General features: G+C 68.7%; 21 protein-coding genes. 3 read left to right on the forward strand and 18 right to left on the reverse strand.

Annotated features, from left to right (window positions below; translation table 11 throughout):
* Positions 1-53: 53 nt before the first annotated feature.
* From ACFY9N_RS08380 to ACFY9N_RS08460, 17 genes are all read right to left on the reverse strand, one after another.
* Positions 54-497, reverse strand: coding sequence for a hypothetical protein (locus ACFY9N_RS08380; protein WP_391477997.1), 444 nt, complete (start codon positions 495-497; stop codon positions 54-56).
* A gap of 145 nt (positions 498-642) precedes the next feature.
* A complete protein-coding gene (locus ACFY9N_RS08385; RefSeq protein WP_391477998.1) occupies positions 643-2220 on the reverse strand; it encodes a Rieske 2Fe-2S domain-containing protein in 1578 nt (525 codons plus the stop codon).
* Between the two features lie 120 nt (positions 2221-2340).
* Entirely contained in the window at positions 2341-5304 is a 2964-nt protein-coding gene (locus ACFY9N_RS08390) for an SNF2-related protein (RefSeq protein WP_391478000.1), read from the reverse strand.
* A 54-nt stretch (positions 5305-5358) separates the two neighbouring features.
* Positions 5359-5769 carry a transcription antitermination factor NusB gene (gene nusB / locus ACFY9N_RS08395; RefSeq protein WP_391478002.1) on the reverse strand — a complete coding sequence of 137 codons (411 nt, stop codon included), beginning with the start codon at positions 5767-5769 and terminating at the stop codon, positions 5359-5361.
* Positions 5770-5772: 3 nt separating this feature from the next.
* Positions 5773-6333, reverse strand: a complete 561-nt coding sequence (gene efp / locus ACFY9N_RS08400; RefSeq protein WP_247622442.1) for an elongation factor P — start codon at positions 6331-6333, stop codon at positions 5773-5775.
* A gap of 73 nt (positions 6334-6406) precedes the next feature.
* Positions 6407-6844, reverse strand: coding sequence for a type II 3-dehydroquinate dehydratase (gene aroQ / locus ACFY9N_RS08405; protein WP_391478004.1), 438 nt, complete (start codon positions 6842-6844; stop codon positions 6407-6409).
* Positions 6841-7929: a 3-dehydroquinate synthase gene (aroB, locus tag ACFY9N_RS08410; RefSeq protein WP_391478006.1), complete on the reverse strand. Its 1089-nt coding sequence runs from the start codon at positions 7927-7929 to the stop codon at positions 6841-6843. The genes aroQ and aroB overlap by 4 nt, the downstream gene beginning before the upstream one ends.
* Positions 7926-8444, reverse strand: a complete 519-nt coding sequence (locus ACFY9N_RS08415; protein ID WP_391478007.1) for a shikimate kinase — start codon at positions 8442-8444, stop codon at positions 7926-7928. The genes aroB and ACFY9N_RS08415 overlap by 4 nt, the downstream gene beginning before the upstream one ends.
* Positions 8428-9657 carry a chorismate synthase gene (gene aroC, locus ACFY9N_RS08420; protein WP_391478008.1) on the reverse strand — a complete coding sequence of 410 codons (1230 nt, stop codon included), beginning with the start codon at positions 9655-9657 and terminating at the stop codon, positions 8428-8430. The genes ACFY9N_RS08415 and aroC overlap by 17 nt, the downstream gene beginning before the upstream one ends.
* A gap of 71 nt (positions 9658-9728) precedes the next feature.
* Positions 9729-10559 (reverse strand): shikimate dehydrogenase family protein, encoded by an 831-nt coding sequence (locus tag ACFY9N_RS08425; protein ID WP_391478009.1) that lies wholly within the window; start codon positions 10557-10559, stop codon positions 9729-9731.
* Positions 10546-12084 carry an endolytic transglycosylase MltG gene (gene mltG, locus ACFY9N_RS08430; protein ID WP_391478011.1) on the reverse strand — a complete coding sequence of 513 codons (1539 nt, stop codon included), beginning with the start codon at positions 12082-12084 and terminating at the stop codon, positions 10546-10548. Before mltG ends, ACFY9N_RS08425 begins: the two co-directional genes overlap by 14 nt.
* Positions 12085-12086: 2 nt before the next feature.
* Entirely contained in the window at positions 12087-12560 is a 474-nt protein-coding gene (gene ruvX / locus ACFY9N_RS08435) for a Holliday junction resolvase RuvX (protein ID WP_391478012.1), read from the reverse strand.
* A complete protein-coding gene (alaS, locus tag ACFY9N_RS08440) occupies positions 12557-15217 on the reverse strand; it encodes an alanine--tRNA ligase (RefSeq protein ID WP_391478014.1) in 2661 nt (886 codons plus the stop codon). Before alaS ends, ruvX begins: the two co-directional genes overlap by 4 nt.
* Positions 15218-15275: 58 nt before the next feature.
* Complete coding sequence (locus ACFY9N_RS08445) at positions 15276-15464, reverse strand: hypothetical protein (RefSeq protein WP_391478016.1); 189 nt, start codon at positions 15462-15464, stop codon at positions 15276-15278.
* Positions 15465-15585: 121 nt separating this feature from the next.
* Complete coding sequence (gene rpsD, locus ACFY9N_RS08450; protein ID WP_391478017.1) at positions 15586-16215, reverse strand: 30S ribosomal protein S4; 630 nt, start codon at positions 16213-16215, stop codon at positions 15586-15588.
* Between the two features lie 149 nt (positions 16216-16364).
* Positions 16365-17672 (reverse strand): acyltransferase, encoded by a 1308-nt coding sequence (locus tag ACFY9N_RS08455; RefSeq protein WP_391478019.1) that lies wholly within the window; start codon positions 17670-17672, stop codon positions 16365-16367.
* Positions 17673-17719: 47 nt separating this feature from the next.
* Positions 17720-19132, reverse strand: coding sequence for a replication-associated recombination protein A (locus tag ACFY9N_RS08460; RefSeq protein ID WP_391478021.1), 1413 nt, complete (start codon positions 19130-19132; stop codon positions 17720-17722).
* Between the two features lie 87 nt (positions 19133-19219).
* Here ACFY9N_RS08460 and ACFY9N_RS08465 point away from each other — a divergent pair, with 87 nt between their 5' ends.
* From ACFY9N_RS08465 to ACFY9N_RS08475, 3 genes are all read left to right on the forward strand, one after another.
* Positions 19220-19519 (forward strand): hypothetical protein, encoded by a 300-nt coding sequence (locus tag ACFY9N_RS08465; RefSeq protein WP_391478022.1) that lies wholly within the window; start codon positions 19220-19222, stop codon positions 19517-19519.
* A gap of 112 nt (positions 19520-19631) precedes the next feature.
* Positions 19632-20984, forward strand: coding sequence for a DUF349 domain-containing protein (locus tag ACFY9N_RS08470; RefSeq protein WP_391478024.1), 1353 nt, complete (start codon positions 19632-19634; stop codon positions 20982-20984).
* 65 nt (positions 20985-21049) lie between these two features.
* On the forward strand, positions 21050-21601 hold the full coding sequence (locus ACFY9N_RS08475) for a type IV toxin-antitoxin system AbiEi family antitoxin (RefSeq protein ID WP_391478025.1): 552 nt from the start codon (positions 21050-21052) through the stop codon (positions 21599-21601).
* Here the strand turns inward: ACFY9N_RS08475 and ACFY9N_RS08480 are convergent.
* Positions 21588-23837, reverse strand: a complete 2250-nt coding sequence (locus tag ACFY9N_RS08480; protein WP_391478027.1) for a RelA/SpoT family protein — start codon at positions 23835-23837, stop codon at positions 21588-21590. The genes ACFY9N_RS08475 and ACFY9N_RS08480 overlap by 14 nt on opposite strands.
* Between the last annotated feature and the right edge of the window lie 56 nt (positions 23838-23893).

Raw genomic sequence — 23893 nt, forward strand, 5'->3', positions numbered from 1 at the left:
CCGCCTCACAGGACGGTGTTAAAGGTTGCTTTCGTCACCAGTCTAGCGGGGTGTCAGCGCCATCCGAGCACGTCGCGCACCATCTGCTGCGAGGCTGGATTGCCGTCGTCGGGGATGCCGCGCATGGTCTCGTGCGAGAGCATCGCCCCTTCCGCCCCAGCGGCGGCGGAGATCCGCTCGATCGCTGCGGAGATGCGCGGAGCCGCCGCCGACGCGTAGGTCGGATCGCCGCGCCTGGACGTGTGCGGGAACACGACGAGTTCGGCGACGCTTCGCGATACCGGGCGCGCGGCCACGACCACGATCGTGGGCGGGATGCTCGGTTGGAGGAAGCGCGGGAGCGGGAACGGAAGGTCATCGGTCAGGAGACCCTGCCACCACCCGCGACGCGAACGCTCCTCGTTGCCGATCTCGAGGGCGATCGCGGTCCATTCCGATCCCTGCTCGTCGAGCAGCGCCGCATAGCCGTCGTCGCGCGGATCGAAACCCTCTGCCACGAGGAAGTCGCTGCCGATACGGAGAAGTCGTTCCGGGGTGGAGGTGACAACCCAGCGCGCCCCGCGGAGAAAGCCCTTCCACTGGAGTCGCGACGTGCGGGCGTCCCGCCCCCGTCCCTCGGGATGCTCCGGGAGCGTCACGCGGTCAGCTCGCCTCGGCGAGCATGTCGCCGGCGGGCTCCTCGAGCTTCGAGGAGCGGATCGGGTGACCGCTCGTCGAGAGGCAGCGCCCCGTCTTCAGGTCCCACTTCCAGTCGTGCATGCTGCAGGTGAGAATGCCGTCTCCGTCGACCGTTCCGGTGCGAGTGAGGTCCGCGCGCAGGTGCGGGCAGCGTCGCTGCACCAGCCAGTCGCCGATCTCGGCGTCCTCGGTCTGATCGGTCTGCTCCTGGTACCAGTTCTCGACGTACTCGATGCGATCGACCGAGAGGCACTTGAGGAACGTCGTCAGGAACTCGTTGAACTTGCCGCTGCGGCCCACCTGGAACTGCATCGACAGGAAGATCGAGTTCGACCAGTCGATCTCGTGATCGCGGATGTTCGTCGAGACGAGGTCGGCGGGGATCGTGTACCAGTAGACGCACTCCTCCCCCGCGTACTCCCGGACCTTGGCGCGCGGGAAGTCGACCACCATGTCGAGGTCGCCGATGCGGAAGCGGACGTTGCCGCCGACGCCGAGTCGGATGGTGCGCGACTTCTTCAGCAGCGGCTCCCACCACTCCTTGATCGCCGCGAGTATCTCCTCGGCGGGCAGCGCGGGCGCGCGTGAGGCCTCCTCGTCGCGGATCTCCTGCTGCCGACTCGCGCGCTGCTCCTCGAGGTAGTCCCACTTCTCATCGAAGATGTGGGAGATCTCGGCAGCCGTGTACAGGGTCTGCTCGGTCATGACCTCACCGGCGGCGACCGTGACGACCGTGCCGGGGACGAAGAGCTGGCCGTCGTACTGCGGCGCCAGTTCCTTCATGTGCGCGAGGAACTGCTTCTGGTCGGTGAAGATGGACTCTCCGTTGCGACCCGTTCCGTTGAAGTCGAAGAGATCGTCGCGGAGGAACATGGGCGGGCCCGCCATCGGGAAGACGTGCGGCGCGTCGACCTTCTCGATGTAGTACATCGCGCGCTTGTTCTGCGCCTCGCGCTTGAGCTGCGCGAAGCTCTGCTTCGCGTCCATCGGAAGGTCGTAGACCATCGGCCACCAGATCGCGCCGGAGACCTGGGTGAAGTACGCGTCCGGCTTGCCGAAGTGCAGCAGGCTCTCGAGGTCGAGGGGATGCGAGTCGTTCTGGTTCAGCACCGACCCGGTACCGTCGTCGACGCTCAGCGACGAGTCGCCGATCGGCCCGTCGCTGGGGGCGCGGAGCGGAGTGATCATGATCTTGAGATCGCCGCGCTCGATGATCTCGCCGGCGGGCGCATAGGTGATGTTCGTGTACCCGAGCGCCCGGATGTCCTGCTCGAGATCATCGATCGGATACTCCGGCAGCAGAACCTCGATGTCCTTGCGGATGTACCGCTCCAGCAGCTTCGGATCGAAGTGGTCGCGGTGCCGGTGCGAGATGTAGAGGAAGTCCGCCTCGCGCCCGAAGCGCTCCCAGTCGAGGGCGCGGTTGTCGGGGAACGGGAACCAGGAGCCGAAGAACGAGGGGCCGAGCACGGGGTCGCAGATGATATTCCCGCCGACCGTCTCGATGAACATCCCGGCATGGCCGAGTCCCGTGATCCGCATTGCGCTCCTCCTGGTGCATCCCGGACGCCCGTGTTCGAGCGCCCTCCTGGACGGCACCGATTCTACCCGCGCCGTGCTGTGCGTCTCCGGCGACCCGGCCGTGGATAACTCGCCGCGGGGCTACTCGTCGAAGAGGCCGCGGATGTCCTCGGCCGTGAGCGCCTGCGCGAAGAGGGCGTCGTCATCCATCACCGCGGAGAAGAGCCGGGCCTTGCGCCGCTGCAGATCGAGCACTTTCTCCTCGATCGTCCCGACCGAAATCATGCGGTAGACGAAGACCTGCGCGGACTGCCCGATCCGGTGGGTACGGTCGACGGCCTGCGCCTCGGCCGCCGGATTCCACCAGGGGTCGAGCAGAAACACGTAGTCGGCCTCGGTCAGCGTCAGGCCGAAGCCCCCGGCCTTGAGACTGATGAGGAACACCGGCTGCACACCGTCGCGGAACCCGTCGATGATCGCCTCTCTGCTCCGTGAGGAGCCGTCGAGGTGGGCGTACGGGACGCCGGCCGCGGAGAGCCGTTCGGCGGCGAGGTCGAGGAACGACGTGAACTGGCTGAACACGAGCGCCCGGTGTCCCTCCTCCTGCAATTCGGCGACGCGCTCGAGCAGGACATCGAGTTTGCGCGACCCGATCCGGCGATCGTTCGCGTCGATGAGAGCCGGAGACAGGCTCAGCATCCGCAGGAGAGTAAGGGAGCGGAACACGATGAATCGGTTGCGATCGAGATCCGGCAGCAGGCCGAGCACCTTCTGGCGCTCGCGCTGCAAGACCGCCTCGTACAGCGCTCGGTGCGCACTGCTGAGCTCGACCTCGAGTATCAGTTCCTGCTTCGGAGGGAGGTCGGAAGCCACCAATTCCTTGGTGCGCCGCAGCACCAGGGGACGGATCCGCCGACGCAGGTGCGCCAGGCGGCGCTGGCGGTACGGCCCGCCCTCCTCGTTCTCGGGGACCTTGCCCTGCTCGATCGGCTGGATGTAGCGCTCGCGGAACTTCCGCGCGGAGGGGAAGAGCCCCGGCGCGGTCAGTCGAAGGAGCGCCCAGAGCTCACTCAGGCTGTTCTCGAGCGGGGTTCCCGTCACCGCGATCGTGACGTCCGAGCGGAATCCGGAGATCGCGCGGTGCAGTTTGGTCGCGGGGTTCTTGACGAACTGCGCTTCGTCGAGAACGATCCCCGCCCACTCGACCGCGGCGAAGGCATCCGCGTCGAGACGGGCGATCGCGTAGGTCGTGACGACCACATCGGTGCCGAACGGCTCGGCGAGCCCGGACGAACGCGTCGCACCGCGCACCTGCACGGTCAGTCCGGGGGCGAATCGAGCAGCCTCGGACTTCCATGCACCGGCGACCGACGTCGGTGCGATCACGAGGAAGGGGCGACGCTCCCCCGATTCGCGAGCGTGCGCGATGAGCGTGAGGACCTGCAGGGTCTTGCCCAGCCCCATGTCGTCGGCGAGGATCCCCCCGAGCCGGTGTTCCCAGAGGAAGGCGAGCCAGTCGAACCCCTCCTTCTGGTAGGCGCGCAGTTCTGCCGTAATCCCCTGCGGCATCCGCGCGGGAGGCACGCCGGTGGAGGCGCGCAGGCCTTCGGCCGTGGCACGCCAGCTGACGGCGGGCAGAGCCTGATCGGCGAGATCCTCGAACTCCTCCCACAGATCCGTCTGGTGGCGACTGATGCGCGGCCCGGTCTCCCATTCGTCGAGTTCGGCCGCCTCCTCGAGCAGCTCCCGCAGTCGATCCAGCGCCGGATGCTGCAGCGAGAAGTAGCTGCCGTCGACGAGCAGGAGCTTCTTGCGGCCCTTCGTGAGAGCGGTGAACAGCGGCTCGAAAGGGATCAGGCGGCCGTCGATGCGAACCAGCACGCCGAGATCGAACCAGTCGGGGTCGCTGGACTCGACCGTCGAGACCGTCACCTCGGGTTCCCCCGTCAGCTCCTGATAGGTCTTGCGCCGACCCGACACTTCGACGGCGACGCCCTCGATCTCGAGCCGCGGCACAAGATGCGTGACGAACTCCGCAGCCTCGACGTCGTGGAACGCACCCGCCTGGCTGAGCGCCTCCCCCGTCGTCTGCTGCCAGACCGCGGCGACCGGCCCGAGGAGCGCGATCTCTGCCGCCCGATCGCGCACGCCGTGCGCGGAATCCTCGAAGGGCACCCGACCGAACCCGAGGTAGCCCCACTCGAAGGCGAACCTCACCGTGTCGCCCCGATGGAAGGCGAGCCGGAGGACGAGCGTCGGCAGGGGCAGCGGCGGAAGCGCGACGCGTGTACTGCGCACGTCGATTCGCCGCGCGAGCAGCGGGTAGGCCTCGCGAACGAACGCCTCTTCGTCGGCGCGCGGCACCACCAGAGCACGGGGAGCGGCGAGCAACGCGTGTACGGAATCGGTGAGGGGGATCTCGGCCAGAGCCACCCGCACCCGGTGCCCGTGCGAGGTCACGGCATAGACGCCGCTGCGGCCGATCGGTCGGACGTCGGCCGCGGCGACCGTCTCATCGTCGAGCTCGACGACGCCGGAGACTTCGAGAGCGCCCTCGTCGGTCCGCGTGATCTCCGCGCGCACCGACACTCGGTCGGCGAGGACGACGTCGACGTTCTTCTGCGTCGGGACGAGGGCAATGCCGAGGAGAGCGCCCGCCCGGAGATGGGACCACAGCAAGCGGGACTCGAGGTGGTCTACCAGCAGCCAATCGCCCGCGGTGCCAGAGAGCAGAGAATCCCGAGCGATGCTCAACAGATCCGCGAACCAGCGGGATCGCTCGCGGCCGTATCGCGCCGACGACCGCCGAACGGCATCCCACGTCGCGCCGCCCTGCACCCAGGACCCGCTGGCAGCGCTGCGCTCCAGGGGGCGGATGCCGAGGAAGATCTCCCCCGACCGCCGAGCGACGTCGCGCGGTGTCGCCGCGCGCAGGGGGCGCGCGACCCAGGGATTTCCCCCACGAGCCTCGCGATAGCGGAGCTCGACGCCCAACGCGAGCGGGGCGAGGTCCTCGTCGGATTCGTCACTCGAGCCGAGCAACGCGCGCCAACCGTCGTCCGGTCGCGACGGTTCTCGTCGCGCGGGATCGATCGGGAGCGCCATGAGCCTCATCCTCCCCCGTGCCTCCGACACTCGCCGGAGACACGGTCAGAGCGTTCAGGCCGCGCGGGACACCCGACCGAGGACACCATGCACGAACGCGCCCGAGTCGTCGGTCGAGAACTCCTTCGCGAGCTCCACCGCTTCATCGATCGCGACGGCCGTCGGCACCTCGTCGTTGTGGAGGATCTCCCAGACGGCGATGCGCAGGAGTGCGCGGTCCACCGCCGGCATCCGCTCGATCTTCCACTCACGACTGTGAGTGGTGATCTGCTCATCGATCTCGTCGCGGTGGTCGATGATCCCGTCGACGATCTCGCGGGCGTAGAGCCAGGATGCCTCGCGAGCAGGCTCGTTGGCCGCCCGCTTGGCCTCGGCCGCGAGGGAGACGGCGACATCGTCGCCGCGCACGTCGGCGGAGAACAGGATGTCGAGTGCGCGCTTGCGCGCCTTCGTCCGAGCGCTCACGCCTTACTTCTCGCGACCCAGGTACTCACCCGTACGGGTGTCGACCTTGATCTTCGTGCCGGTCTCGAGGAACAGCGGAACCTGCATCTCGTAACCGGTCTCGAGCGTGGCGGGCTTGGTGCCGGCCGAGGACCGGTCGCCCTGCAGACCGGGCTCGGTGTAGGTCACCTCGAGGATGACCGACGCGGGGAGGTCGATGTACAGCGGGTTGCCGTTGTTCAGAGCGATCGTGACCTGCTGGTTCTCGAGCAGGAAGTTCTTCGCGTCGCCGACCGTGGCTGCGCCGACGGTGAGCTGGTCGAAGTCGGTGGCGTCCATGAAGACGAAGCCGTCGCCGTCGTTGTAGAGGTAGGTGAAGTCGCGGCGATCGACGTTCTCGATGTCGATCTTCGCGCCCGCGTTGTACGTGCGGTCGACGACCTTGCCGGACACGACGTTCTTGAGCTTGGTGCGCACGAACGCACCGCCCTTGCCGGGCTTCACGTGCTGGAACTCGATGACGCTCCAGAGCTGCCCGTCGATGCTGAGGACGACGCCGTTCTTGATGTCTGCGGTAGATGCCATGCGCTGAGAGTTCCGTTCCTGTGTGGTTTTCGCGGCCGCCCTCGCAAGGCGCGGACCCGGCCGACAGTAGATTCTACGGGATGAGGGCGGTGAGCCGTCGCACGGCCTCGACGTACCCCTCCACTCCGAGCCCGATGACCCGCACGGCGGCGACGTCCTCGAGGTAGGAGTGGTGGCGGAATTCCTCCCGGGCGTGCACGTCGGAGATGTGCACCTCGGCGAACGGAAGTGCGATCCCGGTCAGGGCATCGCGCAGCGCGACGGAGGTGTGCGTGAGTCCACCGGGGTTGATCACGATCGCGGTGCAGTCCTCGCGAGCGGCCTGGATCGCATCGATCAGGACACCCTCGTGGTTGCTCTGGATCGCCCGGACCTCGTACCCCGCAGCCGCGGCAGCCTCGATCGTCAGGCGCTCGACGTCATCGAGGGTCGCCGTGCCGTAGACCTCCGGTTCACGGGTGCCGAGCAGATTGAGGTTCGGGCCGTTGACCAGCAGGATCCGCGCGCTCACGCCCCGACCTCCTGGTACGCCGCGAAGAGCAGCGATTCGTCCGGCGCCTGCAGCACGGTCGGCTTGGCGATGTCGTCGAGCAGGATGAAACGGAGCATGCCGCCACGGCTCTTCTTGTCGCGCTGCATGGTGGCGAGCAGCTGCGCCCAGGCACCCGCGCGGTACGACGTCGGCAGACCGAGCGACTCGAGCACGGTGCGGTGACGCAGAGCGGCCTCGTCGGAGAGCCGGCCGGCCAGGCGCGACAACTCGGCCGCGAAGAGCATCCCCACCGAGATCGCGGCACCGTGACGCCAGCGGTATCGTTCGGCGTGCTCGATCGCGTGGCCGAGCGTGTGACCGTAGTTGAGGATCTCGCGCTGCCCGGCCTCGCGGAAGTCCTCCGAGACGACGGTCGCCTTCATGCCGATCGCGAGTTCCACCGCGCGGCGGAACTCGGCGGAGGCGGGGTCGACCGCCCGCCCGGGGTCGGCCTCGACGATGTCGAGGATCTCCGGCGCCCAGATGAAGCCGGCCTTCACGACCTCGGCGAACCCGGCGGTGGCCTCGTTCGCGCTGAGGCTGCGCAGTTCGTCGAGATCACCGATCACCGCGCGCGGAGCCCAGAACGCCCCGACGAGGTTCTTGCCCTCGGCGGTGTTGATCCCCGTCTTACCGCCGACGGACGCGTCGACGAGACCGAGGACCGTGGTCGGCACCTGCACCACCTGGATCCCGCGCAACCAGGTCGCGGCGACGAATCCGGCGAGATCGGTGACTGCGCCCCCGCCGTACCCGATCACGGCGTCCGTGCGGGTGAAGTCGGACTGTCCCATGACCTGCCAGCAGAAGGCCGCCACCTCGACGCGCTTGCCCTGTTCGGCATCCGGGATCTCGGCGAGAAGGACGTCGCGCGGCCCGTTCTCGGTGTCGGCGAGAAGCCGGTCGCGCAGCTCCGCCGCCCTCGCCGCGAGGGTCGGGGGGTGCACCACCAGGATCTTGCGCACGGTGGGGGCCAGCGCCTCCGAGACGCGGTCGAGGATGTCCCGCCCGATCACGATGTCGTAGGCATCGTCTCCGGTGACGCTGATGGTCGTGGTGGTCATCGCTGCTCTCTCCTCCAGGTGACGATCTCGTCTGCGATCTTCTGCATCGGCCGGCCCGACGTGTCGAACGTCGCGGTGGCCACTTCCTCGTACCAGTCCCGGCGCTCCTCGAAGATGGAGATCCAGCGCTCCAGGGGATCGACCGACTCGAGCAGCGGACGCCCGGTCCCGCGGATCCGATCCGCGACGGCCTCGGCGCTCACCGTGAGGAAGACCACGGGGTGCGCGCCCAACAGAGCCCGCGTCCCGGCATCCGTCACGGCCCCGCCCCCGAGCGAGACGACACCGCCCTCCGCGAGGGCCTCGGCGACCGCGATCCGCTCCAACTCGCGGAAGCGGGCTTCACCGTGCTCGGCGAAGATCTCCGGGATCTGTCCGTGTGCGGCGACGACTCGTTTGTCGGTGTCGATGAACGGAACGCCGAGTCGGCGTGCCACGCGACGCCCCACACTCGTCTTACCCGCGGCCATGGGGCCGACGAGCACCAGCGTGAGCGGGTCAGTGCTGTTCGTCATGCGCGAGCAGCGCGGCTTCGGATGCCGGCGCCGTGCGCAGCTCCTCCGGGATCGCCGCGAGGTATCCGTCGAGGTTGCGACGCGTCTCACCGACGCTGTCGCCGCCGAACTTCTCGAGCACCGCGCGGGCGAGTTCGATCGCGACCATCGCCTCCGCCACGACGCCCGCAGCGGGCACGGCGCACACGTCGGAACGCTGGTGGTGGGCCGTCGCGTCGTCGCCGGTCGCGATGTCGATCGTGCGCAACGCGTGGGGCACTGTGGCGATCGGCTTCATGCCGGCGCGGACCCGCAGGACGGTGCCGGTCGACATACCGCCCTCGGTTCCGCCCGCGCGGTCGGAACCGCGGGTGATGCCGCCATCGGTCGCGAAGAGCTCGTCATGAGCGGCCGAGCCGCGGCGACGCGTCGTCTCGAAGCCGTCTCCGACCTCGACGCCCTTGATGGCCTGGATGCTCATCAGCGCCTGGGCGAGGCGGGCGTCGAGCCGGCGATCCCAGTGCACGTGCGAGCCGAGTCCCGGCGGGAGACCGTAGGCGAGCACCTCCACGATGCCACCGAGCGTATCGCCGTCCTTCTTCGCGTCGTCGACCTCGGCCACCATCAGCGCGGAGGTCGCGGCGTCGAAGCACCGGAGCGGATCGGCGTCGAGCGCGTCGACGTCATCGGGCGTCGGCAGCGGCGCGCCCGCGGGCACGGCCACCGGGCCGATCGAGAGGGTGTGGCTGACCAGGCGGATGCCGAGTTCGCCGAGGAACGAGCGGGCCACGGCACCCAGGGCCACGCGGGCCGCGGTCTCGCGGGCACTCGCGCGCTCGAGGATGGGGCGCGCCTCGTCGAAGTCGTACTTCTGCATACCGACGAGATCGGCGTGACCCGGGCGGGGGCGGGTGAGCGGCGCGCCGCGCCCGCGCGACTTGTCGGTGAGTTCGGTGGGCTCGGGGTTCATGACCTCGGTCCACTTCGGCCACTCGGTGTTGCCGATGCGCAGGGCGATCGGGCTGCCGAGGGTCTTCCCGTGCCGGACGCCGCCCGAGATGCTCAGCTCGTCCTGCTCGAACTTCATGCGCGAACCGCGCCCATAACCGAGTTTGCGACGCTGGAGGTCGGCCTGGATCGCCTCGGAGGAGATCGGGACACCGGAGGGAAGGCCCTCCATGATGGCGATGAGTTCGGGGCCGTGCGATTCGCCGGCCGTCAGCACGCGGAGCATTCCTCTAGTCTCCCATGCGCGGCCGCGCCCGCCGTCCGCGTTTCAGCCTCGTGTCACAGAACAGCGTCGCGTCACAGCGTGGCGCGCATCGCGGCCAGGACCGATGCCTCATCGTCGAGTACGCGCGCCGGGTCGCCGTGCAGAAACACGCGGATCTGCCGGATCGCCTGGTGGAGCAGCATCCCGAGCCCCGAGACGACGGGGGCGTCCCCCCAGCCCGTTGCCAGCGCCGAGGGCCACGGCGCGTAGGCGGCATCGAACAGTACTCCCCCGTCCGCGGCGAGAGCGCCGACGATCTCGGCGGGAAGCGTGGTGCCCGACGGGAGGGTCGCGAGCGTCAGGTCCACCGGAGTGAGGGCCGCGTCGAACGAGCCGACCGAGACCGTCATGCCGAGCTCCGCTCCGAGGTCGACCAGCGCGGCCCCGCGTTCGGGACGGCGCGCACGGACGTCTGCCCGTTCGGCACCGAGCTCAGCCGCCGCGACGAGCGCGGAGGCCGCAGTCGCGCCGGAGCCGAGGATCCGCACACTCGTCGCGGCCGCCATGCCGTCGTCGGCCAGTGCGTCGACGATCCCGCCGACATCGGTGTTGAAACCCGCTGGCCGGCCGTCGAGCAGCAGCGTGTTCACGGCCCCGGTCAGCGTGGCGTGGCGATCGTGGACCGCTGCCGCTCGGAAAGCCTGCTCCTTGAGCGGCATCGTGAGTGAGAGCCCACGCCAGGACGCGTCGAGTCCCGCCAGCGACGTCGGCAGCTCATCCGCGTTCACCTGCCGACGGTCGTACTCCCAGTCGAGCCCGAGAACCCGATAGGCCGCGGCGTGGAGCGCCGGGGACTTCGAATGCGCGATCGGATCCCCCCAGACCGCGAGGCGGTGGGGTCCGGGGGCCTCAGCAGCCGGCATCCGGATTCGCCCGGCACCACTCGCGCCACTTCTCGATCCCGGCCTGGTGCTCCTCGTACGTCTCCGAGAACTGCGTCTCGCCCGTCGACAGGTCGATCGTGACGAAGTACAGCCACTTGCCGTCCTCCGGGTGCATGGCGGCGTCGATCGCAGCGAAGCTCGGGCTCGCGATCGGCGTGATCGGCAGCCCCGTTCGCACGTAGGTGTTCCAGTCGTTGTCGTCTTCCAGCGCCTCCGCCGAGCTCGACACGACACCCTCGTGGAGCGATCCATATCCGTACTGCGCGGTCGAGTCCATCTGCAGCTTCATGTCGATGTCGAGACGGTTCTCGATCACGCGGCTCACCTTGGCGAAGTCGGCGGTGCGACCCTCGCGCTGGATGATCGACGCGATCGTGAGGATGCGCTCGGCGTCTGCATCGGGAACACCGGCCTCGGTCAACGCCTCCCGCGTGCGATCGACCATGCGCTGGATCACCTGCGTCGCGGTGACCTCGGGGTCGAAGGTGTACACGGCCGGGAACAGCCAGCCCTCGAGGCTGGGAGCGTCGACCCCGTAGGCGGAGGGATCGGCGACTGCGGCCTCGAAGTCCTCCACCGGGAGACCGAGCGATTCGGCCATCGCCGGAAGAGACGACTCGATCGTGCCGCCCTCGGACACCGACGCTGTGTTCTCGAGCTTGTTGTCTTCGTTGCGCAGCGCCTCGAGGGCTGCCGCGGCGGTCATCTTCTCCTGCAGGCGGTACACGCCCGGGTAGAAGGTCACTGCGATGTTCTCATCGATCAGGTAGTCGTAGAAGACGTCCTCGGTCTTCGTCACGCCGGCCTCGAAGAGCGCGGTCGAGACCGGTCGCCCGGTGTCGCCGTCCTTGATGGTGACGAAGGCCTCGCCCGAGGCCATCCCGTCCTCGTAGTCCTTCGGCTCACCCCAGCCCATGATGTCGTTGATCTGCTCGCCGTAGGTGTTCATCGCCCAGGCGCCCGCGGCGGCGATGCCACCGATGATCACCAGGATGATGAGAAGTGCGATCAAGCAGCCGCGCCGACGCTTCTTCTTCGGCGCACGGGCGAGGGCACGATCGTCGTCGGGAGCGACGAACAGCGCATCGAGGCCACCCCCGATCGGTGCTTCCGGTCGAGCGGGGTTCGCGGACGGTGCGGCGACGGATGCCGGTTCCGCCACGGATGCCGGCGCCGCGACAGCTGCGGGCTCGATGCGGGTCGGCTCGATCCGGACGTCCTCGGCAGACGGACCCACGGGTTCCGGCACCGGCGCCGGTGCGGGCTCTGCGGCAGGGACCGGCGCGCCGATCGGATCCACGGCATCAGGAACGACGACGGGCGTCGTCTCCGGCGCAGCCTCACCGCGACGTGCGGCCTCGCGGGCGGCGCGGCGCGAACCGGGCGCCGGAGCGCTGTAGTCGGGTGTGGGATGCTGCTGCGTCGGCTCCGGGAGGTTCGCGAACAAATCGCCGAGGGGCTCGTTCGCATCGGGCGCGGAGGACGCGCCATCGCGTTCGGACATGTTCAAGGATGCTCCTCGTCGGACGGGACAGCGGCACCGGCCGGGTTTCCGGTGCTCTTCTCCATGTCGATCGCCTGCTGCAGCAACACCACCGCGGCGACCTGATCCACAATGCTACGAGAGTTCTTCTGATTTCGACCTGAAGATCGCAGTGCCGCGTGCGCGGAGACCGTGCTGAGACGCTCATCGACGAGCCGCACCGGAACCCCGGTGCGGGCGAGAAGAGCAGCGGCGAAGTCCCGCGCGTCCACAGTCGACGCGGTGTCCGATCCCCGCATGTTCACCGGGAGGCCGACGACGAACTCCATCGGCTCGTACTCGGACGCGAGCTCGACGAGTCGATCGATCGACGCGTCCGATCGCGGAACGGTCTCGACGGGCACGGCGAGCATCCCGTCGGGATCGCACCGCGCCACGCCGACCCGGGCGCGCCCGACATCGATGCCGAGGCGCACCCCGCGTCGGAAACCGGTCACGCTGCCTGCAGCTCCTGGGCGACGGCGTCGAGCGCGGCGGGCAGAGCCGCAGCATCCGTTCCGCCGCCCTGGGCGACATCGTCACGCCCGCCGCCGCCGCCACCGAGCACACCGGCAGCGCGCTTCGCGAGCGCCCCCGCCTTCGCGCCCGCGCTACGTGCCGCGTCGTTGGTGGCGATCACGACGACCGGGCGTCCGTTCACGACGGCGCCGAGAGCGACGACCGCGGCGTCGGAGCCGAGGCGGTCGCGGACACCGAGCACGAGCTCGCGCAGATCATCCGCCGAGGCCAGGTCGCCGAGCGAGTCCGTCGCGACGTGGAACGCGCCGATCCGGCGCGCGGCGTCGGCGATCGCGGGGACCTGTCCTGCGCGTTCCTTGGCCTCGAACTGCGCGATGCGCTTCTCTGCCGCCTTGAGATTCGCGGCGAGGTCGGCGATGCGTTCCGGGAGCTGATCGCGCGGCGTCTTGAGGGAGCTGGTGAGCTGCGAGACGATCGCGCGCTCGGCCGCGAGCTCGCGGAACGCGTCGACACCGACGAGGGCTTCGATACGACGGTTGGATGCTCCCACCGACGACTCGCCGACGAGATTCACGAGACCGATCTCGGCACTGGAGCTCACGTGGGTTCCGGCGCACAGCTCGCGCGACCACGGACCGCCGATGTCGACCATGCGCACGACGTCACCGTACTTCTCGCCGAACAGCGCCATGGCCCCCGCTTCCTTCGCCTCGTCGAGCGAGACGATACGGGTGGTGACCTCCAGCGCGTCGTGGACGGCTCGGTTTGTGATCTCCTCGATCTCGGTGCGCGTGTCGTTCGACAGCGCCTGCGACCAGGCGAAGTCGAAGCGCATGTAGCCGGCACGGTTCAGCGATCCCGCCTGGGTGGCGGTCGGGCCGAGCGTGTCGCGCAGGGCCGCATGCACGAGGTGCGTGGCCGAGTGCGCCTGGCGTGCCGCGCGCCGGTTCGCCGCGTCGACCACCGTCGTGGCGGCATCGTCGACCGCGACGCTTCCGGTGCTCACCTGCACCGTGTGGCTGATGAGCCCCGGTACCGGACGCTGCACGTCGAGGACCTCGAGCTCGAAGCCCGGGCCGACGATCGTGCCCTTGTCGGCGACCTGTCCACCGGACTCCGCGTAGAGAGTCGTCTCGGCGAGGATCACCTCGGCGATCTGACCCTCGGAGGCGCTGCGCACCGGCTGGCCGTCGACGAGGATGCCCAGGATACGGGACTGCACCTCGAGCTCGGTGTAGCCGTCGAAGCCCGTCTCACCGAGCGCGCGCAGCTCCCGGTAGACGGACACGTCGGCGAGCTGGCGCTTGCGGTTGCGGGCATCCGCCTTCGCGCGATCGCGCTGCTCGCGCATCAGGGTGTCGAACGCACCGCGGTCGACCTCGAGTCCCGCTTCCTCGGCGACCTCGAGCGTGAGATCGATCGGGAAGCCGTACGTGTCGTGCAGGAGGAAGGCCTCGGAGCCGCTCAGCGCCTTCTTCCCCTCCTTCTTGGTCTCGTCGAGCGCCAGATCGAGGATCGTCGATCCCTGCGCGAGGGTGCGACGGAAGGTCTCCTCTTCCGCGAACGCCGATGCCGACAGGGTCGACCAGTCGCGCTCCAGCTCGGGGTACGACGACTTCATCGCATCGCGCGAGGTGGCGAAGAGTTCGGGGAAGACGGGCTCGTCGACACCGAGCAGGCGCATCGCGCGGACGGTGCGACGCATGAGGCGACGCAGGATGTAGCCGCGCCCCTCATTGGACGGGCGGACGCCGTCGGAGAGCAGCATGAGCGAGGAGCGCACGTGGTCGGCGATGACGCGGAAGCGCACGTCGTCCTCGTGGACCTTGCCGTAGGTACGGCCCGAGAGCTCCACCGCGCGGTCGAGCACGGGGCGCACCTGATCGATCTCGTACATGTTCTCGACGCCCTGCTTGAGGAACGCGACGCGCTCGAGGCCCATGCCCGTGTCGATGTTCTTCTGCGGGAGCTCACCCACGATGTCGAACTCGGTCTTGCCTTGGATGTTCTCGATGAAGTCCTGCATGAAGACGAGGTTCCAGATCTCGAGGAACCTCGAATCGTCGGCGGCGGGACCGCCGTCCTTGCCGTACGCCGGACCGCGGTCGAAGAAGATCTCCGAGTCAGGGCCGCCGGGGCCGGGCTGCCCCGTGTTCCAGTAGTTGTCCGCGCGCCCGAGGCGCTGGATGCGCTCCGGCTTCAGCCCGATGATGTCGCGCCAGATCGACTCGGCCTCGTCATCGGTCTCGTAGACCGTGACCCACAGGTCCTTCTCGTCGAAGGCGAAACCGCCGTCGGCTTCGCTGCTGGTGAGGAGCTCCCACGCGTAGCGGATCGCCCCCTCCTTGAAGTAATCACCGAACGACCAGTTGCCGAGCATCTGGAAGAACGTCCCGTGACGGGCGGTCTTGCCGACTTCCTCGATGTCGTTCGTGCGGATGCACTTCTGCAGGTCGGCGATCCGCGGGTGCGGCGACGGCACGACGCCCGTGAGGTACGGCACGAAGGGCACCATGCCCGCCACCGTGAACATCAGCGAGGGGTCGTCGCTGACGAGCGAGGCGGAGGGGACGATGACGTGGTCGTTCTTCTCGAAGAAGTCGAGATAGCGCTGCGCGATTTCCGCAGATTTCATAAGGGTGCCCGGGTGTCCTAGTTCGGAGGTGAGAAGTGCCGCGCGGTTGCGCGAGGGGTCAGTGGTCTTCCGGCTCGGTGAGCCGGGCCTCCTGCGCGCGATACGCATCGCCGATGAGAGCGGTGAAGCCGTTGATCCTGGCGTCGACCTCGGCGAGGATGTCGTGCCCGCGAGGGTCCTTGTTCATGAAATGCGCAGCGACGAATCCGCCGATCACGCCGATCAGGAACCACAGCATGTTCTTCATGTCGTCATCCTTGCCTAGACCCGCGAAGGCGCGGTGTCTCCATCGTATGCAAAAACGACGAGAGGCGTCGGGTCACCCCGACGCCTCTCGTTTCGAGCGCTGGAATCAGCGCCCAGGGGGCTCAGCGAGCCGCGTAGTACTCGACGACGAGCTGCACTTCACAGGTCACGGGGACCTCGGCGCGCTTCGGACGACGGACCAGGCGGGCCTGGAGCTTGTCGAGCTCGACCTCGAGGTAGCCCGGAACGGGGGGCAGGACCTCGGCGTGTCCGCCGGCCGCTGCCACCTGGAAGGGCTCGGTGCCCTCGCTCTTGGCCTTGACGTGGATGAGCTGTCCGGCCTTCACGCGGAAGGACGGACGGTCGACGAGCTGGCCGTCGACGAGGATGTGACGGTGCACGACGAGCTGGCGGGCCTGCGCCGTCGTACGGGCGAAGCCGGCGCGCAGAACGAGAGCGTCGAGACGCATCTCGAGCAGCTCGACCAGGTTCTCACCGGTCAGACCCTCCTGGCGGCGGGCCTCGTTGAAGGTGTTGCGCATCTGCTTCTCGCGGATGCCGTACTGCTCGCGCAGACGCTGCTTCTCACGCAGACGGACGGCGTAGTCGCTGTCTGCCTTGCGCTTGGTGCGGCCGTGCTCACCCGGAGCGTAGGGACGCTTCTCGAGGTAGCGGGCGGCCTTCGGGGTGAGCGGGATGCCGAGGGCACGGCTCAGACGGACCTTGCGGCGGTCCTGGGACTTCGTGGTCACGAAGCTGTCCTTCCGATGACGTGGTCGCGTCTCTCGCGACTCACGGACGTATCACCGCGTTCTGCCTCGGGGCGCACGCCGGGGCGCCGTCGAGGTGTGGTGTGAACGAGGAGATGCCCGAAAACTCGGTTTCGAGCCGCTCAAGTCTATCAGAGGCGTCCGGCGTCCTGCGGGGCGCCGGTTCCGGAGACCTCTTCCAACGGTTCCGCGGCGCGATTCGGACCGGGCCCGCCGACGGTGAGCCAGGTGATGGAGAGGGCGATGGCCGCCAGCGCAGCGGCGGTTCCGGGCGTGAGGTACCCCTGGGTCAGCACCCACCCGACGGCCAGCACGAGCAGCACCGTGGCCGCGATCGCCGCGGGCAGTGGCATGGATCGCGGCCGCTCCCGCGGCCATACCCGCTCGATCCGCGGAACGATCGCGCAGAGCACGGCGAGCACCACCACGATCGCGAGGATCCACGGGATGCGCGTGAGCCACCAGGTGGGCGTGAGCACCGTCGGGAACGGCAGCCCCAGCGCCTGTTGCGCCCCGATCACGACCGCCATGGCGACCGTGTGCCACAGGTAGATGACCATGCCGTACATCCCGAGAGCTCCGATGGCCACGAGTGCGGGACGCAGACGCATGAGTCTGCGGATCGCGGGCTGGAGCAGCGTGAACAGGTACACCTGAGCGAGCCCGAGCAGCAGCAGGAGCACGGTCGGAGGGTTGAGGTTGGCGATCATGTCGGGGTCGTAGCCCAGTCCGAAGACGGCGACGCACATCAGGCCGTAGGCGATGACGGCGAGAAGCAGGAGCACCCACCGCGGCCGGCGGGAGTACCACTGATCCCGCACGCCGAAGCCGAGCTGCTGCACGAAGAGCCAGACGAAGAGCCAGTTGAGAGCACCGATCGACGGACCGCCGAAGCGCGACACCAGATCGACGATCACCACCAGGGCGGCCAGGGCGAGGTACGTGGTCCAGGCCGCACGACGGTGCAGCCACGCCATCAGCGGCACGAACGAGGTGCAGATCGCATAGACCGCGATGAACCAGAGCGGCTCGGCGAGCCGGAACGCGAAGGTGCGCAGGAACTCGGGATCGGCCCCGCAGAGCGCCATCACGGCGAGAGCGAGGAGTACGCCGAGCATGGCGAGGAACACCGGACGTGCGAGCCGTAGCGCGCGAACACGGATGTACTCCCCCGCCGTCTCCCCGCGCTTCTCGAGCCGTCGCCAAGTCGTGATGCCGGCGAATCCCCCGGCGATGAAGAAGGTCGGCATGATCATCCCCACCCAGGTGATCCACGCCAGCGGCGTCCACTCCGCGAGGGCGTTGAAAGCGCGGGGCGGATCGCCTTCGATCCCCATCTGGAGCGCGTGCAGCACGACGACCACCGGGAGGCAGATCGCACGGACGAAGTCGATCGAGAGATCGCGATCGGGCGGAATGCGAAGAGGGGAACGCGTCACCCGCACACTGTAGAGGGTCGAGCCGCTCGCGTACCGTCGGAGATCGCTCAGCGCGCGTCGAGGATGCGACGGATGCGCTCCAGCCGTGCCGACACGTCGCGCTCGGCGCCCAGGGTCTTGGGCGCGTAGTACCGGCGACCCTGCAGCTCGTCGGGGAGGTACTGCTGCGCGACGATGCCGAATTCGCTGTCGTGCGGATACTCGTACCCTCGTCCGTGCCCGAGCCGCTTCGCCCCCGGGTAGTGGGCGTCCCGGAGATGCAGCGGCACACGGCCGAACCCGCCCTTGCGGATGTCTGCGATGGCGGCGTCTATGCCCGCGTATGCGGCATTCGACTTCGCCGTCGTCGCGAGGTAGACGGTCGCCTCGGCGAGCGGGATACGCCCCTCCGGCATACCGATGAATGCGACGGCGTCGGCCGCGGCCACGGCGATCACCAACGCCTGAGGATCGGCGAGACCGACGTCTTCCGACGCGGATATCACGAGGCGGCGGGCGATGAAGCGGGGGTCCTCGCCCGCCTCGATCATCCGTGCGAGGTAGTGCAGCGCGGCGTCGGGATCGGATCCCCGAATCGACTTGATGAACGCGCTGATGACGTCGTAGTGCTCATCGCCCTGACGGTCGTATCGCAACAGCGCGCGATCGACGGCCTGCGCGATGTCGTCTGCAGAGATCTCCGGGACGACGGATGCCTCGGCATCCGTCCTCTCGACGTCCTCTCCGTCATCGCCCTCGGATTCGTCGCCCTCGGATTCGTCGCCCACGTCCCCGGGGCGTCCGTGCGAGAGTGCGACGGCGGCCCCGGCCTCGAGGCCGGTGAGCGCCCGTCTCGCATCGCCGGAGGCGAGGCGGATGAGTGCGGCACGCGCCTCGTCTCCGAGCGTCACGGCGCCGTGCAGACCGCGCGCGTCGGTCACGGCGCGATCGATCAGCAGTCCGATGTCATCGTCGGTGAGCGGCTGCAGAGTGAGCAGGAGCGAACGCGAGAGCAACGGGGAGATCACCGAGAACGACGGGTTCTCGGTCGTCGCGGCGATCAGGATCACCCAACCGTTCTCGACGCCCGGCAGGAGCGCGTCCTGTTGCGCCTTCGTGAAGCGGTGGATCTCGTCGAGGAAGAGGATCGTCGTCTGACCGTAGAGATCGCGCTGAGTGATCGCCTCCTGCATGACCTCGCGTACGTCCTTCACGCCCGCCGTGATCGCGGAGAGCTCGACGAACCGACGACCGGACGAGCGCGCGATCGCCTGCGCGAGTGTCGTCTTCCCGGTGCCGGGAGGGCCCCAGAGGATGATCGAGACCGCGCCGGGAGACGACGCTTCCGGGTCGGCAAGGGCGACGATCGGCGAACCCGCGCGGAGCAGGTGCCGTTGACCGGCCACCTCGTCGAGCGAGACGGGTCGCATGCGCACGGCGAGCGGCGTCTGCCCCGAGAGCAGTGCGGCGGCAGGGGTCATCCCTCCAGGCTAATGCGGTCCACCGACACCGGCGACGATAAGCTCTGTGTCGACGTCGCCCCGCGGCGTCGACGAGAGGAGACGTCCATGGCGGCACGCGGTTCGAAGAGCGCGCAGGAGCGCACCCAGGCGGAGCGCGCGCGGGTCTATGCGGCGCGCACGGCCCAGCACCAGGAGAAGATCCGTCGGCGCGTCCGCGACAACGTGATCGCCGGTGTGGGTGGAGCGGTCCTCGTCCTCGCCGCGATCGCGAGCCAGGTGGCGCACGCGCAGGTCACGGCGCCGGAGCCCACGCCTTCGCCCTCCTCGTCCGTCGAGCCGACCGCTCCGGTGGAGACCCCCGCTCCGACGGAGACGCCCGCCCCCGAAGAAGACCCCGCGGAGTGATCCGCCCCCGCTCCGACGCGGAGCGGAACGTCACCGCATCGCATCGTCGCGGCGTACTAGGCTGAGGATCGTCCTTTCCGCCTCCCGCGGCCAACCGCGCAAGGAGAACACTGTGTCTGCCAACGAGTCCTCGAAGCCGACTCCCCCCGTCCCCGCTCCCCCGGCGAAGCCCCTGCCGCGCAAGCTGCCCACTCCCGCGGCTGCCGTCCCGGCCGCCCCGACAGCCCCCATCTCCAGCGAAGCCGCGAAGTGGGGCCGCGTCAGCGATGACGGAACGGTCGAGGTCCGCGAGGGTGAGACGTGGCGCGTCGTCGGCCAGTACCCCGACGGCACTCCCGACGAGGCGCTCGCCTACTTCGTGCGCAAGTACGAGGACATCGCCTTCAAGGTCCAGACCCTCGAGCAGCGCCACCAGGCCGGTGGCGCGACCGCCGGCGATCTGGTCAAGCAGGCGGGTCACCTCGTCGACGAGGCCACGGATGCCGCGGCCGTCGGCGACCTCGCCGGCCTTCTCGAGCGTCTGAACACGCTGACCGCTTCGCTCTCCGAGGCGACCGCCGAAGAGCAGCAGCGCGCCAAGGAGCTCCTCGACCAGGCCATCGCCGAGCGCACGGCGCTCGTCGAGCGTGCCGAGGCGATCGCCGCCCGCGACCTCTCGAAGGTGCAGTGGAAGCAGGTCACCGCCGAGCTCGGCGAGCTCTTCGACGCCTGGCAGGCTCAGCAGCAGAACGGACCTCGCCTCTCGAAGGGCGTGTCGCAGCAACTGTGGAAGAGATTCCGCGATGCGCGCTCGACGGTCGACAAGCACCGCCGCGCGTTCTACTCGGAGCTCGACGACCAGCACAAGGTCGCGCGCGACGCGAAGACCCGTCTGATCGAGCGCGCCGAGGCCCTCGCACCGCGCGGCACCGACGGCATCCCCGCCTACCGCACCCTCCTCGACGAATGGAAGGCCGCCGGACGCGCCGGGCGCAAGGCCGACGACGCCCTCTGGGCTCGGTTCAAGGCCGCCGGCGACGCGCTCTACGCCGCACGTGCCGAGCAGTCCGCCGCCGAAGAGGCCGAGTCCGCACCCAAGATCGAGGCGCGCCAGGCGCTCCTCGAAGAGGCCAAGGCCGTCGCCGATGAGTCCAACATCAAGCGCGCCCGCGCCCTGCTCACCGGCATCCAGCGGCAGTGGGACGAGATCGGTCGCATCTTCCCCCGCGACAAGGAGCGTGCGCTCGACGACAAGCTCCGCGTCATCGAACAGGCCCTCAAGGCCCGCGAAGAGGTCGACTGGAAGAAGAACAACCCCGAGACCAAAGCGCGTGCGAACGACATGAGCTCGCAGCTCCTCGAGGCCATCGAGAAGCTCGAGTCCGAGCTCGCCACGGCCGAGAAGTCCGGCGACAAGAAGGCGATCAAGGAAGCATCCGACGCCCTCGAAGCACGCCGCGCCTGGCTGAGCGCCCTCGGCGGCTGACGAGTTCTCCACAGCTCGTACCGGAGCTCTCCGGAAGCGGGATGCCCCTGGGCCACACTGGCCTGGTGCATCCCGCTTTCCTGTATCTCCCCGGCGACCGGCTGACGCTGACCGAACTCACTGCCGCCCGCCTGGACGGCGACGTCGTCGACATCGGCGACGCGTACATCCCCGCCGATCTGATCGAGGGCGCTGACGTCCGCGCCGCGTCGATCGCCGCGATCGTTCCCTCCGGCACCGCAGTATGCGGTCCGAGCGCCGTCTGGGTCCACGGCGCTTGCGACGAGGCACCGAACCCCCACCATCTCCGACGCGCCGTGACGAGACGCATCCGCGCGGTGCAGAGCCCGCGTGTGCGATACCACGACACCCCCCTGCCGTCAGAGGACGTCCTGGTCATCGGAGGCATCCCCGTCACGAGTCCGCAACGCACGCTCGTGGACCTGGCGCTCAGGAGCCACCGCGAACCCGAACTGGATCGGTGGGCGCGCATGCTCGCCGCGCACGACCCGGGGCTCATCGTCATCGCACGCGAGCGGGTCCGCGCGCTCCAGCGCGTTCCGGGGTCGCGGCGCGCCGCGGAAATGCTCGAGGGGCTCGAGGTCAGGAAGACGTGACGCGGTAGACGTCGTACACCGCGTCGATTCGGCGCACGGCGTTCAGCACACGGTCGAGATGCACGGCATCGCCCATCTCGAACACGAATCGGCTGATCGCCAGTCGGTCGTCATTGGTGTTGACCGTGGCCGACAGGATGTTGACGTGGTGCTCGCTGAGCACCCGCGTGACGTCGGACAGCAGGCCCGAGCGATCGAGCGCCTCCACCTGGATCTGCACGCGGAACACGCTCTTGGTCGTCGGAGCCCACGACACCTCGACGAAGCGGTCCTGCTCCCCGCTCAGCGCCTTGACGTTCACGCAGTCGCTGCGGTGCACCGAGACGCCGCTCCCGCGCGTCACGAACCCGACGATCGGGTCACCCGGCACCGGGGTGCAGCATTTCGCGAGCTTCACGAGGATGTCGGCGGCACCGCGGACGAGAACACCCGAGTCCCCCGCACGAGGCTCGCGCGTGGGAATGCTGCCCGGCAGATCGATGGCACCGGTCGTGGTGTCGTTCGCGGCGACATTGGCCGTGACCTTCTCGAGCACCGACTGGGTCGAGATGTGCCCCTCGCCCACCGCCGCGTACAGCGCCGAGACGTCCTCGTAGCGCAGCTGCTGGGCGACCTCCGCGAACGAATCCTGACTCATCAGACGCTGCAGCGGCAGGTTCTGCCGACGCATCGCTCGAGCGATCGCCTCCTTGCCCTGCTCGATCGCCTCCTCGCGCCGCTCCTTGGTGAACCAGCCGCGGATCTTGTTGCGCGCGCGAGTGCTCTTGACGAACCCGAGCCAATCCTGGCTGGGGCCGGCATCCGGGTTCTTCGAGGTGAAGACCTCGACGACGTCGCCGCTCTTCAGCTCGGACTCCAGTGGCACCAGACGACCGTTCACCTTCGCGCCCATCGTGCGATGGCCGATCTCGGTGTGCACCGCGTAGGCGAAGTCCACGGGGGACGCACCTGCGGGCAGACCGACGACGCGCCCCTTCGGCGTGAAGACGTACACCTCCTTCGCGCCGATCTCGAAGCGCAGCGAATCGAGGAACTCCCCCGGATCCGCGGTCTCGGCCTGCCAGTCGGAGATGTGCGCGAGCCAGGCCATATCGGTGTCGGATGCCCGCACCTCGGCCTTGCCGCCGTTCATCCGCTCCTTGTACATCCAGTGCGCCGCGACGCCGTACTCGGCCTGCTGGTGCATCTCGTGCGTGCGGATCTGGATCTCGACCGTGCGTCCCGCCGGACCGATCACGGTCGTGTGCAGCGACTGGTAGAGATTGAACTTGGGCGTCGCGATGTAGTCCTTGAATCGCCCGGGGAGCGGCGTCCAGCGGGCGTGGATCGCACCCAGCACCGCGTAGCAGTCACGCACGGAGGCGACGAGCACGCGGATGCCGATCAGATCGTAGATGTCGTCGAACTCACGTCCGCGCACGACCATCTTCTGATAGACGGAGTAGAGCTGTTTCGGCCGGCCGGAGACCTTGCCGCGGATGCGCAGATCGCGGAGATCCTCGTCGATCTCCTCCACGACCTGGCTCAGGTACTTCTCGCGCTGCGGTGTGCGCTGCGCGATGAGGCTGTGGATCTCGTTGTAGATCTTGGGGTGCAGCACCGCGAACGAGAGATCCTCGAGCTCGGACTTGATCGCCTGGATACCGAGCCGATTGGCCAGGGGCGCGTAGATCTCGAGCGTCTCCTTGGCCTTCTTCGCCGCCTTCTCCGGTGGGACGAACCCCCAGGTCCGTGCATTGTGCAGGCGGTCGGCGAGCTTGATCAGGAGGACGCGGATGTCCTTCGACATCGCCACGATCATCTTGCGGACGGTTTCGGCCTGGGCGCTCTCGCCGTACTTGACCTTGTCGAGTTTCGTGACGCCATCGACGAGCATCGCCACCTCGTCGCCGAACTCGGCGGTGAGGTCGGTGAGCGCGTAGCCGGTGTCCTCGACGGTGTCGTGCAGGAGCGCCGCGGCGATCGCACGGGGTCCGAGACCGAGTTCCGCGAGGATCTGCGCGACCGCGAGCGGATGCGTGATGTACGGCTCGCCGCTCTGACGCTGCTGGCCGGTGTGCTTGTCCTTGGCCACGGCGTAGGCGCGCTCGATGACCGAGAAGTCGCCACGGGGGTGATTGGCCCGGACGGTGCGGATCAGGTTGTCGAGGTCGTTGACCCTGGACGCGCGCGAGAAGATGCGGGGAACCAGACGCCGCAGGCTCGATCCCTGCGCCGGCGACTGTGCTTCCGCCATCCGCTCACCTCCGAATCAGAACATCAGACAATCCTACGTCCGTCCGGCGGGAGCGG

The organism is Microbacterium sp. NPDC008134, from assembly GCF_042957055.1.
Lineage (GTDB): Bacteria > Actinomycetota > Actinomycetes > Actinomycetales > Microbacteriaceae > Microbacterium.